Origin of the sequence: Chitinophaga pendula (assembly GCF_020386615.1) — a bacterium.
Classification (GTDB): Bacteria; Bacteroidota; Bacteroidia; order Chitinophagales; family Chitinophagaceae; genus Chitinophaga; species Chitinophaga pendula.
In genome coordinates this window covers 4805407-4817858 of sequence record NZ_CP077769.1, presented here as the reverse complement: position 1 = coordinate 4817858, position 12452 = coordinate 4805407, and the positions used below count along the sequence as shown (strand labels likewise).

At 46.2% G+C, this 12452-nt stretch carries 12 protein-coding genes; 3 read left to right on the top strand and 9 right to left on the bottom strand.

Annotated elements, in window-relative coordinates:
* Nucleotides 1-85: 85 nt before the first annotated feature.
* Nucleotides 86-1267, top strand: a complete 1182-nt coding sequence (locus tag KTO58_RS17320; RefSeq protein WP_095838160.1) for an acyloxyacyl hydrolase — start codon at nt 86-88, stop codon at nt 1265-1267.
* Nucleotides 1268-1281: 14 nt separating this feature from the next.
* On the opposite strand, the gene KTO58_RS17315 is transcribed toward KTO58_RS17320, so the two are convergent.
* Together KTO58_RS17315 and KTO58_RS28935 are read right to left on the bottom strand one after the other, a co-directional pair.
* Complete coding sequence (locus KTO58_RS17315; protein WP_095838161.1) at nt 1282-2007, bottom strand: membrane or secreted protein; 726 nt, start codon at nt 2005-2007, stop codon at nt 1282-1284.
* 166 nt (nt 2008-2173) lie between these two features.
* Nucleotides 2174-2422 (bottom strand): winged helix-turn-helix domain-containing protein, encoded by a 249-nt coding sequence (locus KTO58_RS28935; RefSeq protein ID WP_095838162.1) that lies wholly within the window; start codon nt 2420-2422, stop codon nt 2174-2176.
* A 644-nt stretch (nt 2423-3066) separates the two neighbouring features.
* On the opposite strand from KTO58_RS28935, the gene KTO58_RS17305 reads away from it, so the two are divergent.
* Together KTO58_RS17305 and KTO58_RS17300 are read left to right on the top strand one after the other, a co-directional pair.
* Nucleotides 3067-4182: a hypothetical protein gene (locus KTO58_RS17305; protein WP_095838164.1), complete on the top strand. Its 1116-nt coding sequence runs from the start codon at nt 3067-3069 to the stop codon at nt 4180-4182.
* Between the two features lie 5 nt (nt 4183-4187).
* On the top strand, nt 4188-4721 hold the full coding sequence (locus KTO58_RS17300; RefSeq protein ID WP_095838165.1) for a hypothetical protein: 534 nt from the start codon (nt 4188-4190) through the stop codon (nt 4719-4721).
* A 203-nt stretch (nt 4722-4924) separates the two neighbouring features.
* Here the strand turns inward: KTO58_RS17300 and KTO58_RS17295 are convergent, their stop codons facing one another.
* The 7 genes from KTO58_RS17295 to KTO58_RS17265 all read right to left on the bottom strand — a co-directional run bounded on the left by KTO58_RS17295 (nt 4925) and on the right by KTO58_RS17265 (nt 12296).
* Nucleotides 4925-6043: a hypothetical protein gene (locus KTO58_RS17295; RefSeq protein ID WP_157752886.1), complete on the bottom strand. Its 1119-nt coding sequence runs from the start codon at nt 6041-6043 to the stop codon at nt 4925-4927.
* Between the two features lie 245 nt (nt 6044-6288).
* Nucleotides 6289-8181, bottom strand: coding sequence for a CocE/NonD family hydrolase (locus tag KTO58_RS17290; RefSeq protein WP_095838167.1), 1893 nt, complete (start codon nt 8179-8181; stop codon nt 6289-6291).
* A gap of 140 nt (nt 8182-8321) precedes the next feature.
* The gene (locus KTO58_RS17285; protein ID WP_095838168.1) at nt 8322-8660 is read right to left on the bottom strand and encodes an MmcQ/YjbR family DNA-binding protein; all 339 of its coding nucleotides are present in this window, start codon (nt 8658-8660) and stop codon (nt 8322-8324) included.
* A gap of 90 nt (nt 8661-8750) precedes the next feature.
* Nucleotides 8751-9830, bottom strand: coding sequence for a PP2C family serine/threonine-protein phosphatase (locus KTO58_RS17280; protein WP_095838169.1), 1080 nt, complete (start codon nt 9828-9830; stop codon nt 8751-8753).
* A gap of 70 nt (nt 9831-9900) precedes the next feature.
* The gene (locus KTO58_RS17275) at nt 9901-10614 is read right to left on the bottom strand and encodes an HAD family hydrolase (protein WP_095838170.1); all 714 of its coding nucleotides are present in this window, start codon (nt 10612-10614) and stop codon (nt 9901-9903) included.
* A gap of 105 nt (nt 10615-10719) precedes the next feature.
* Entirely contained in the window at nt 10720-11397 is a 678-nt protein-coding gene (locus tag KTO58_RS17270; RefSeq protein ID WP_095838171.1) for a TerD family protein, read from the bottom strand.
* Between the two features lie 383 nt (nt 11398-11780).
* On the bottom strand, nt 11781-12296 hold the full coding sequence (locus tag KTO58_RS17265) for a hypothetical protein (protein ID WP_095838172.1): 516 nt from the start codon (nt 12294-12296) through the stop codon (nt 11781-11783).
* Between the last annotated feature and the right edge of the window lie 156 nt (nt 12297-12452).

The following is a 12452-nucleotide window of genomic DNA, read 5'->3' as shown; positions in this document are numbered from 1 at the left end:
GGGCCATGGAGCGGTGTTTTTAACAAAAGGTTGTGTTAAAGTGTTAACAACGAAGGGTATAAGGCATATAGATAGCAGGCATTTTATGAAAAACGTTTACGGAATCGTATTACTGTATCTACTCGGCGCTGGTTTGTCGGCTTCGGGGCAGCAGGTAGATCTATGGCAGAAGGCAAAGCAGAATCCTAACTTGGGCCGGCATAAGTACATTGCCGTTAAGTTTCACAGTGGCAGTCATTTGTATAATGGGGAGGAGCTGAAGCAGTTCCTGCAGAAGGGGTATACTTCTGTGGAGGTGCGGATGGGCTGGCAGAGTACGGGGAAAAAGGTGTGGCAGCGTGTGTACAATTATCCCAGCTATGGCATCGGGATGTATAGCGGTAATATTGGCGATCCTAGTATATTAGGGAATCCCAGTGGTATTTACGGTTTTTTTGATTTCCCTTTTTTGCGGCGGAGGCGTCATCATTTCAATGCGGAAATGGCGTTGGGGTTTACTTATGATCTGAATGGGTATGATCCGAAGAACAATCCTTTAAACGATGCGATCAGTTCGAAGGTGGATGTGTATTTCAATGTGAGTGTGGGAGGGGTATTCAAGGCTTCGGAGTTGTTTGACCTGATATATGGTATAGATATGACGCATTTTTCGAACGGACGTACGCATACGCCTAACCTGGGATTGAACATGTATGGCTTGAACGTGGGGGTGCGTTATCACTACAATGCGATCCGGCGTATTGTGAAGCAGCAGATCGATTCTACGTATGAGCCATTGCGGCGGCCGGTGTTTGTAACGACACTGATACCACCCGTGAAGCGGGTGAGCAATGTAGATATCTACGGTGCTTTCGGGGTGGTGCAGAATGAGAGTTCGAAGAGTTCGGGTTCGTTTTACGGTACGGTATCGCTGGTATTGGATTATGCGCGCCGTTACAGTCATATGGGGAGTTTTACGGCGGGGTTGGACGGCTTTTATGATGCGTCTTTAGGCGGGATTTACAGTATGGAGGGGAAGCAGGCGCATACCAGTGATAAGATGCTGGGTGGTGTGCATGTAGGGCATCTGTTGCATATACAGCGATTCGACCTGGTGACGCAGGTAGGGACGTATTGGTTCCGGCGGGATAATTACAAGGGGAATGTGTTTATGCGGATAGGGCTGCGTTATAATACGCCTACGAAGACCTTTGTCCAGATAGGGTTGAAGACGCTGAATGGAGCGGCTGCGGACTGGATAGAATGGGGGATCGGTTACCGGATATAGTTATTGTTTGTTTGTTAGTCCCGACTCCATATTTCGGAGATCTTATCGCCTTTGGAGCTGAGGCCGAAGTGGTGCCAGTTTTTACCATCCACTTTACCATCGAAGCTGAGGGACATGCCTACGCGGCTGTTGTCGCGGGAGAAGAACTCTATTGTTTCTGTGTATTTACCATCTTTGAATGTATAGGTGCCGCCGCCGGTGCCGGAGAAGGACTGTGTGCCGGGGTCTATGGCGGCCCACTGGAAGCGGGTGCCGGACAGTATTTTTACTGTCTTGCGGGTGCCGGTGGTGTGGATAGCGCTCATTTTACCATCCTGTTCGCGTGCGGTGATGTGCCAGTTGCCAGCGAGCGGAGCGTTGCCATCGTCGAGGCGTTTCCAGGTTTCCTGTTTGCCGTTGCGGACAATGGTGAGGTTGCTGCCATCCAGGGAGAAGGTGGTGTTGGAGGTGCTACCTACGGTGCCTTTATTATCGGTATTGAACTCAATACGTTCTTCGATAGCGTCGGTAGTGGCTTTGATGGTGCCACCATGGGAGCGGATGAACTGTTTGGCTGTCATATCGTAGGCGGTTTCTACAAAATAGTTGTCGGCGATGATACGGACGGTCTGATGGACTTGCCCGGGTGTGGAGAGTTGCCAGGCGCCTTGCAGTTGCTGGGCGGTGGCGGCAATAGCGGTGAGGAGCATCACGGCAATGAACAGGCAGGCGATCCCTACCAAAAGCAGTGGTCTTTTCATAACATGGACATTTACAGGAGGACTAAAGTTAAGAAAAATATCGGGGGGAGGGAAGGGGGGATGGCAACGCAGAGAACGCCGGTTTATATAACCAGTTTATAACCAATGCCACGTAGGCTTAGAATCTGTACAGCAGGATCATCTTTGAGTAATTTTCGCAGGTGCGTCATGAATACATTATGCTATTGACATTGTAGATGCTGTCATTGCCCCATATTTTGATCAGGGCTTCGTGTCTTTCGAGTACTTCATTTTTGTGTTGCAGTAATAACTCTAATAGTGCTGCCTCTTTGTAGGAAAGGTCATAGGTTGTGAGGGGCGTGGTTAGTTGTCGGCTAACGGTATCCAGTTTACAGCGGCAATTAAGCTGATTTGATGGGCATAAATTGGGAATACCTGTATCATGAAGGTGCAACCCTTGCCTACAAGTTTAAATGGATGAAAAAAGTTCAATTAAAGCCCCATGATTGAAGCTGTTGCATTTATTTCGCACCGTGATTGATGTAATAACTATTACATTAATCACGGTATTTTATCTATATGCTGGTAATAGGTTATATATATGCTTATCTTGCTGCTATCTGTATTGAAGAGGTTACCCCAATACCATGTGTTTTCCAGGACTCAATTAAATCATTAGTTCTTCTGTCTATGGCTAATCTTGTATTTACGGCAAAAGACAATACCGCGTTGGCCCTTGTCAAAAACCTATTGTTTGGAATGCATCACCAATAAATATCGTTTTATGACCCCAAAAACATCCCTTATTTTACTACTGCTAGTTTTTGCAGTTCCATGAGTTGTAAGAAGCCTCAACAAGATTATCAGGCGGGTGATCATGCCCAAACATCGAATTTTATCCAAGAAGTAAAGTCATTCTTTGATCTTGAACTGGCCTCCAGGACCCCCAAAAAGAACCTGTTTTGAAAATATGTCGAGGATATTCCCAAACTCTCCATTTGGAGCGCCGCCAAAATAAAGAAGATCAGTATTGGCGAAGCGGTGGTTGTCCCGATTTTATATGCGAGGGATTTAACAATTGAATATGATGCCGGCAAAATGCGACTAACGACCTCACAGGTTACCGATCTGCTTTTCTATAAAGATGCTCAAAATAAAATCCATGCGGAATTGGTCACAACCCTTCCCAATGCCGTTTTTTTGGAAAATAAAGGGAAGAAGTGTCTTTTTACTGGAATGGTACTGGTCACAGATTGGTTTGGAAAACAGATCAAGAATTTTGAATATGATGGTAGTGGCCGATATAGGCAATTCGAGACTTGGGGAAACACATCAAATCCCCATCCAGAAGTCGTTGTAATGACCAAATGTTATATCGACTATTACAGTTGTACCTATTCCGGCGGTCAAAGCTATTGCCGTTATGAGTTTAGTAAACAAGTTGCCTGTGACGGTGGAAGTGGTGGCGGAGGATGGAATGGCGGCAATGGAAATCCGTCAGGCGGACCAAATGGGGGTGGAACTGGCAATAGCCCTGGTCCAAATGATTATCCCGGTGCAACACAAGGAGAACCCCAACCTTCCGAAAACCTGAAGAAAATTGCTAAATCAACGACAACAATGATGGTTCAACAGGTTGCGATCCTAAATAGGGTACTAGAGCAATTTTTAGAGTGCTGCATTAATAAAGCGTTTTTCAACCAGATGGTAACTGCCGGAGTAAAGCTTGATTTCAAAGTAACCCCAATGCAACTCAGCGAAGGAGGGTTTAAACCAATTGAAATGTCAGTTTCCTTTAAGGGTAATTCAGCGATTAATTATGATGTACTAACAGAGGAACTATTTCATGCATATCAAAATCTGTATTATCCTGGAGGAATTGCCGGAAAGCATGGGACGATAGGAGGTTCGAATTTAGAGTTTGAAGCAAAGCTCTTAAGAGATATCGAAATAATGAAGAAATTTATGCCTTGCTGTTTGACGATTCAGACAACTAATGAAGATAACGCCGCTTACTTTGACTGGCTCCGGAAAATTACTGCGGACGTAACAAAACATCCTACCGATTTTAGCGAATTACAAGATAAATACTTCGATTTTTTGGAGTTGTTTAAAAAGTCATGGCCCGCATATTTTCTTCCGACAGATCCTAATTTAAAACCCGAAGCTTTATTAAATTTGTATAAGAATAGTGGATGCACTATTGAAAATTAAAAGCTATGCAATACAAGACGCCATTTTTGTTACTAGCCTCTTTTTTCATTCTAGAGAAATCTTATTGTCAGTTTGACGAAGGAATTGTGAAAGCAGGCAATAAAACATATCAATGCAAGCTGATTGACTCTAACAGACTCTATATCAGCAATTCAGAGAATATTCTTGGATCAAAGCAACCACAAATTCCTGCAGGCGTAGAAGATTTAACGAGTATTGAGTGCAAAGGGGTGAATGAGGTCGGCGAACTTATCAGAGGTGTCATTCCAAAAGATAAACTACAAAAGATTGCCGATGAGAAAGCCATGGTTATAACATATTCTATTGATAATACCGGTAAGGTTTTGGAAACGACTTTTGCAATTGACGCGAATACTCAAATTGCCCCAATGGAGCTTTCCAAACTGGAAGACAAAATAAAAACGGTCACTTTTACTTTTAAGAACGATCAGCTTAAAGGGGTCAATTTCATCCGTTTTAATAGCATGTTCCCGCTACGCAGGGTGTTAAACAAAGAGAAACTGTGCGGCATGAACTAAATAAGGAATGTTATACATGACCATAGTAGAAAAGGAGGCAATTGCCTCCTTTTCCGTTATCAGTAGCGCCCATACAGACAGGCCATGCCACCTCTAAAGAAGACTGTTCATTGCAATTTATCCTTGCCGGATATCGGATTGAAGACCCAATCCTTCCTGGTTTAGATCACTGCATTGTAGCGAGAAGGAGAAGCTTACAAATGCTAATCGTTTTTTGATAAATATTTGAACTTTACTTCCGGATATTTTATGTAGGTCATAATACGCCCTTTGTCATTGACGATTTCATCAAAATTATGAAGCCGTATCCGGTTATTGTCCAGTTGTTCAGCAAAACAGGCGACGTAAACAAATTTTGTTTTACCACTATGCCAAAACTCATCTACTTTGATATATTCCTGTTCAAACGTTACTTTCCCGTCATGTTTAGTACTTGGTATTTCCAAGATTGCTGTATCATTCTGGCCAGTTATAGCCCGCATGAATAGTAGTTTGAGTTTATCTCCGTCTTTGGTTGTTTTGAAGAAGTAGCGGCGGCTTTTATCGTCATTGAGTCCCCAGAATTGAACATAATTTCTTTTGGTTTCTCTTTGCATTTGTGGTCTGGAGGCGTCCAGAATGGTGTACTCATTCACTACGTTGGTACTGTTGTTGTAAAAATGGATCCAATAGTCGTCCCATGTTTTTCCCCTGGCAGTTAGTATAGGAGGATTTCCTTCCATAAACTCAACGAACCTGGCTTTGAAGTATACGTTAGGATTAACGATCAGAATTCTTGCAGCTAAAGAATCGTTTGTATTAAGGCTTAATTTTTTTACTACTGTTGTTATCCCACCTGTTAGTTCTTCTGGTATACCCACTGCGCCAAGAATTTTGTCTAATAGTTCTTTGAAGTCCAAATCAACGCCGGATTTTCTTTTCACCGTTACTATAACGCTGTCTGCTGTTTGGCCTGCATAGGCGAATTTTGTTCCAATGGCCAGGGTACCATCTTTATAATGATCCGCCTTAATGGACCTGTATTTGATCCGGGTTACCTCTATGTTGCTTAACGTGTGGGTATTTATATTGATGATGCCTGTTAAATATTTTCTGAATTTCTCTTTATAATCCGTGATGCTTTCGGCACCATCTACGACCTCGTAGGTCAGATGAGGAATACTGGCGTTGGGTACAAATACAGGTGAGCCGTTGTTAACGTTGGTGATCATCCGGCCCAGTAAATTTGTCTGGGGATCTTGTAAATCAATCCAATTACCTTGAGCAGAGCAAATACCTGTAAGAATAAGGCATATGGAAGTTAATCCTATTAATCTTTTCATTTGGGAGCTTTTAGGAAGTGATAATAGCAGCAATATTGGGATTGCATGTTTTTTTATTGGGATAAATTATCAGGTACTGCGTAATAGAGATTTCCTCTGTTTATTCGCTAAGCCTTTTACATTTCAAAATTAGAATGGGTCGGACAGATCGCCAATACCAAGTAGTTTGTATTTTATGTATAAAAGGCGAAGGCCGGTCTTGTTATAAGACCGGCCTTCGCCTTTTATTTATGTAATTGACTTTATTATTTCACCACAGGCAGCTCGAGGCTGGAAGGGTATTTTGCGTCGTGGTAGATACGGATGGTTGCTTTCTGGAAGTCTTTGGCATCGCAGTGGTAGATATCGGTGAAGACCTGCGGGTTGCGGTCTACTAGTGGGAACCAGCTGCTTTGTACCTGTACCATTACGCGGTGACCTTTTTTGAAGGTATGTGCGATGTCGGGGAGGGTGAACTTCACCGGGGTAGGTTTACCAGGTTCGAAAGGCTCTGCTTTTTCGAAGCTGTTGCGAAACTTACCTCTCATTACTTCGCCACGTACCAGCATTTGGTAGCCACCCATCTGGTAGGTGGTGGACGGTACGCGGTAGTGCTCAGACGGTTCGCTGGGACCGTAGGAGAAATCGTTCGGGAAGACATCGACGAGTTTCACGATGAAGTCGGCGTCGGTGCCGGTGATGCTGGCGATGAGGTTTGCTACCAACGGACCTGCCAGTGTGAGATCTTCCTGGAGGATATCTGTCTGGAAGGTGAGTACATCCGGACGTCTGGAAGCGAAACGCTGGTCGTCGGTCATGTAGTTGATGGTACGTGCCAGGTGGATACCGTCGGTGTAGGGGACTGGTTTGTCCGGATCGCTGAGGTATTCATCGAAGCTGTTATTACCGGTAGGTTGATTAAAGGAGAGTCCTCCTTTTTCCTGCAGGTATATCGGTGTTGCTTTTGCTTCTGCAGGCGGCCATTTAGGCAGCTTTTTCCATTCGTTAGCGCCAGTGAAGAAGATAGTTGCTTCTGCGATATCGGGTGCATTGCCTTTGCCTTTAAGGTAGTGATTGAAGAAAGGCACTTCGATGTTGTCGGCGTACCATTTGCTGGTAGCGCTACCGAACTGGATATTACCGAGATGGGTACCATCACCACGAGACCATTGACCATGGTACCAGGGGCCCATTACAATGCGGTTGTTAGTATTGGGGCTTTGGTGTTCGATCGCCTGGTAGGTGGTCCATGCGCCGAAGCAGTCTTCTGCGTCAAACAGGCCGCCTACTTCGAGCATTACGGGTTTAACATTCTTCAGGTAAGGGCGTACGTTGCGTGCTTTCCACCAGTCGTCGTAGGTTTCGTGTGCATAGAGGTCTTTCCAGAATGCGATGCTGTCGCCGGTAAGTCTGTCAAAGTCTTTGAGGGTACCTACTTTTAGGAAGAAGTCATAGTTATCATCGGATTTGTAATCGAAGCCATGGGGGCCAACTGTTGTCGGTTTAGGACGAGGTTTGCCGAAGGCGGTGTAGAAGGAGAAGGCATCGGCGAGCATGAAGGCGCCGTTATGGTGGAAGTCGTCTCCCAGGAACCAGTCGGTCACGGGGGCTTGCGGGCTTACTGCCTTGAGGGCCGGGTGACCGCTGAGGGCAGCCATGGTGGAGTAGAAGCCTGGATAAGAGATACCGAATACGCCGATGTTGCCGTTATTGCCTTCGAGATTTTTTACCAGCCAGTCGACGGTATCGTAGGTATCGCTGGCTTCGTCGATATCTTTTTTAGTCTTCTTATTAGGATTATAAGGGCGTACGTCTACGAAGGTGCCTTCACTCATCCAGCGGCCGCGGACGTCCTGGATGATCATAATGTAGCCTTCTTTCATGTACTGCAGGTAGTGATTGGACCAGAAGGCACGGAATTCATTTTCACCATAGGGCGCGCAGGAGTAGGGGGTGCGGCTCATGAGCATAGGATGTTTTTCCGACTTATCTTTTGGCAGGTAGATGGAGGTGAAGAGGCGGATGCCATCACGCATGGGGATATAAACTTCCTTTTTCGTGTAGTGTTCGCGTATCCATGCGGAGTCTGGATTGGAGGCTTGGGTTACTGCGGGGAATACCAGCAGGATGGCCGAAGCGAGGAGCAGCCATTTTCTCATAATCAGCTAAAGGTTTGGTTAATATACGACGTTAAGATGCGGGCTAATGTACGATTTTAACCGCAGTGGTGGGTGTATAATCTGGATGGATGGAATATATGTATGTAAATCTTGATGGGCGGGATATGTGTGGTTGAGTTTTAGAAGCGGAGTTTTTTGGGGAGGGAGGCTACTACGAGGTCGTAGGAGTTTTTGATCCATTGGAGGATCAGTTTATTGGGGATGTTGGATTGTACGCTGACGGTGTTCCAGTGTTTTTTGTTCATATGCCAGCCGGGTGTGACGCCTTCATATCTTTCGCGTAGTTCTATGGCTTCTTCGGGCTCGCATTTGAGGTTGATGCTTTCGAACCATTCGATGTTGGTGAGGGCGAATACTTTGCCTTTTACCTTGTAGACCAGTGTTTCGGGGCCAAAGGGAAATTCTTCCGTTACCTGGGGAAGGGAGAGGCAGTATTCGCGGAATTGTTCGATGTTCATGGCAGCAATTTAGCAAAAATATTGCAGCGCAAAAGGGAATGCTTTTGCGCTGCATGGCTGATGTGCTAGTTGCTATATGCGGAATGGATGTCAGTATAGGATGGCGATGGTTCTGTCGTCGGGGATATCCGGCGACCAGCTATCGAGCCATTGGACGAGCATTTTAGCGACCTGTGGTGCTGGCAGGGAGAAGTCTACTTTTCTGCCTTTGTTGTTTTTGCCGTTGAGGTCGTCCCAGAGGGCGAGCCAGCTGGCGGGTTGGTAGATATTGCCATCGGGGTCGAATTTGCTGTTGGTGATACCATCTGTCATGAGGATGAGGGCGGTGAAGTCGGGGATGATGGTGAACCGTATGCGGTTGGAGTAGGAGCTGTCTGCCAGGATATCTGACATGGACAGGAGCCTGGTCCGGCCGGCGAATTCTCCTTCTTCGGGAGCGCCGAGCACGGCGACTTCGTGTAGTTCCTGATTATAGAGCCCGATGGCGCCATCTCCGATCCAGAAGGAGCAGATGAGGTATCCGTTGTCGAATTTTTTGGTTAGTGCGAATATGAGAGTAGTAGTATAATCATTCGAGTTAGTTTGTTTACGGGAGGCTTCTTCGTTGATTTTTTCCTGTGCGAAGGACGCTACTTTGCCTAATTGTTCGATGAACAGGTTGCTGAGGCGTTGTTGTCTTTCGATGGAAGGATCGGCCATACAGGCGAGTATGGCGTGGTCGATGGCTTCTGTCTGGTTGCCGGCGATGAGGGAGTTGAAGTACTCGATGGTGGCCTGGCAGGCGATATCGGCGCCTTTGCGGCCTTGCGGTGTGATGCCGGTGCCATCGGAGAGGGCGATGATGCCCCATCCGGTAGCGGATGAGTAGTGGCATGCGAATGCATCTTCGTGTGCATCGGGCATGTTGGTCAGGTGATTTCCTTTTTTGGAGGCGATGACGAGTTTACGTTTACCGAAGGAGAGTGCGTAGCTTTCCTGTAGTGGCTGTTTGTGGCGTGCGGGCACTGTATGCGGGTGGTGATCAGTTGTTTCGTTAATTCTTATTCTATCACAGGCGGTGTTGATTTCGGCTGCGGACAAAAAGTTATTGAACAAAACCTGCTGTCTTGGCGGTACATTGAGCGCATATTTGTGCATCAGGCTTTCCACATATCTGTTTATCTGGCTCATATGCTATCAGTTGTCTCTTTAAAAAGTGTCTTTTGAGGGTGTGTTAAAGCAAACGCTGGATGTTGTGGTCTTATGCGAGATATACTCCGCTGGCGTGTAGCCATTTGCTTAAGGGTTGCCTGCAGGTATTGATCAGGCTACCTTGCATGCCAGCCTGGAGGGCGCCGCCGAGGTCTGCGTGGGCGTTATCTCCGATGTGGAGTATTTCGCCATTGAGGAGGCTGCCCTGGTATAGGGTGGCGGCAGCGGCGTGCATGGCAGCGAACATGGCGGGTGCTGGTTTGGAGCAGCCGGTTTCGTCGGAGTAGAGCTGGAATTGGAAATATTGGTCCAGTTGTTCGTGACGGAGTACACGTCGGAGTAGTTCTCCTTTGATGAAGCCGGTATTGCAGAGGATATTGAGTGTATATCCTTGTGCCTGCAGTTGTTGCAGCAGGAGGGCGGTATCCGGCAGGATGAGTTGTGGTGGAAAGCGATTGAACAATGCTTCTGTTTCTTCCTGGAACTCTTGTAGTTTTTGTCTGTCTACGATGCGGAGGTTGACCTGGAGGCGATCGAGTATCATGAGATACATTTCCTGCGGGTGTAGGTTGCGGCCGGTTATTTCGTTGATGGCGTTGCATACGCCATCGGTGTCGCGGAATACGGCGGCTACTTGTTCGATGGGCAGGTGTTTTAGCTGGAAGCGGTTCCGGAACAAGGAAGCTCTTTCTTTAATGAAGGCTGGGTTGGGCCGGATCAGTGTCTTCCAGAGGTCGAATGAGATGTGTTTGATTGCGGACATAGGATAGGACTGTTTCGATTGAAAAAAAGGGTTTGGTCTGGATGTCACGGTCTACACAGTTGTAAGTTAGCCGATGCTACTGCGAGAGGAAATACAACCGGGTAGTTAGTGTTGGGTATATACGTAATGTTTCAGTATGTCTATGAAGTTGTCGGATGCTTGTGGATCGCCCATTGGGTGGAATATCCAGGAGTTGTCTTGCCGGTATACTTCTGCGAAGAGCATGGAGCACATGCCGTTATAGTTTTGGTCGGCGGAGAGGTTGAAGCGAGTGATCTCGACGCCGTTATTGTCTACGGCGCGGATGTAGGCATTTTCTACGGCGCCGAAGTGCTGATTTCGTTGGCGGCCCTGGTATACGGATACGAGGAACAGCAGTTTATGATATTGAGGCTGGAGGCTGTCGAGGTGGACGATGATCTGTTGGTGGTCGCCTTTGGCGGGGATATCGTCGATGAGGCGGATGTGGCCGGAGGGATGTTGTTTGTTATTGAAGAAGATGACATCGCCTTCGTAGAGGCCTACTTTGTTGCCATTGTTCATTTGAACGGTTCTGCCGAGGTTAGCGACTTTGCCATTGGCATCGAGGAGGAAAGCGACGGCGTCGAGATTGAAGTCGGTATCTTTTTGATGCTGGCCGAACCATTTGCTTAGCAGGCTACCATTATTCCGGCCTGGGATATCCCAGCCGAGACCTACAGTAACGGTGGTAATATCGAAATGTTGGTTTTCGTTGTTATTACGCAGGTCGATGGTTTGACCTTTGACCAGATTAATAGCCATAGTATATTTTTTAAACTGACTAATCGAGTAGTTACTATGCTATGTACATATACACCCATAGGGTCGGGCTTTTGTCCGCAGCATTGCGGAGTGGTTCTCATAAGCCTCTCATGATACCTGGACAGGGAAGGATCATGGACGGATAGGTATAGGGAATGCGCATAGGCAACACACCCGGAGGTGCTGTTCCTCAAATATATAGAAAAAATTTATTCTTTAAGTAATATTTTTAATTTGTTTGTAGCTGAAATTGATCTGCTTGTTGGTGTGAGGGGAGGTGATGATCGGTGAGGAAAGCCGGAATATCAATGGAATAGGTTGACATTCCGGCTAATGATGCGGTGTGTGAACAGTTAGTATGTCTGCTAAAGGGAGGTGTATGATCAACGTTTTTTGTCGATGGTGAGGATGACGCGGGAATGGCGGGCGTAGGTGATTTCTACCTGGTCGCCGGTGCGGAATCCTTCGAGGGCGCCTCTCATCCAATAGAACAGGCGTTTGCGTTTGTTTTCGAGGAGTACCATGAAGTTGGTCTGGGTGTCGTTATTTTCCAGGTATACGGCTTCGAGTGGTACGTCGATGCTACCTTTTTGTAGCGCCATCAGGTCTTTTTTAATGGCCCAATAGCGGATGTCCGTTACTTTGATGAGGGCGAAGATAAGTGCTACTACAAAGGAGAGGAGCCATACCCAGAACCAGATATTCTTGTAGGAGAAGATTGATTCGTTGGCTTCATCTGTTTCGCTGTTGGAATATAGGTAGATCTGTGGTATGATGGCGGCTACTATCAGGAGTGCGATGCCGATCAGTATGAATTTCGTAAGCTGTTTCTTATTCTTTTTGAGCGCATCCTGCAATAAAAATAGTTCTTCAGTAGACATAAAGGAGTAAGCCTGCATAGGTATAGTGGTTTTTCAGGTCGCTAATATATGTAAATATAGTTAATTATTATAATTATTAAATATTTGAATAGTGTAAATAGTGTTGATGGAGGAGGGAGATATGTAAAGACGGTAATGAGGTGATGTAGGAAACGAAGCAAGGGGGAGATATGA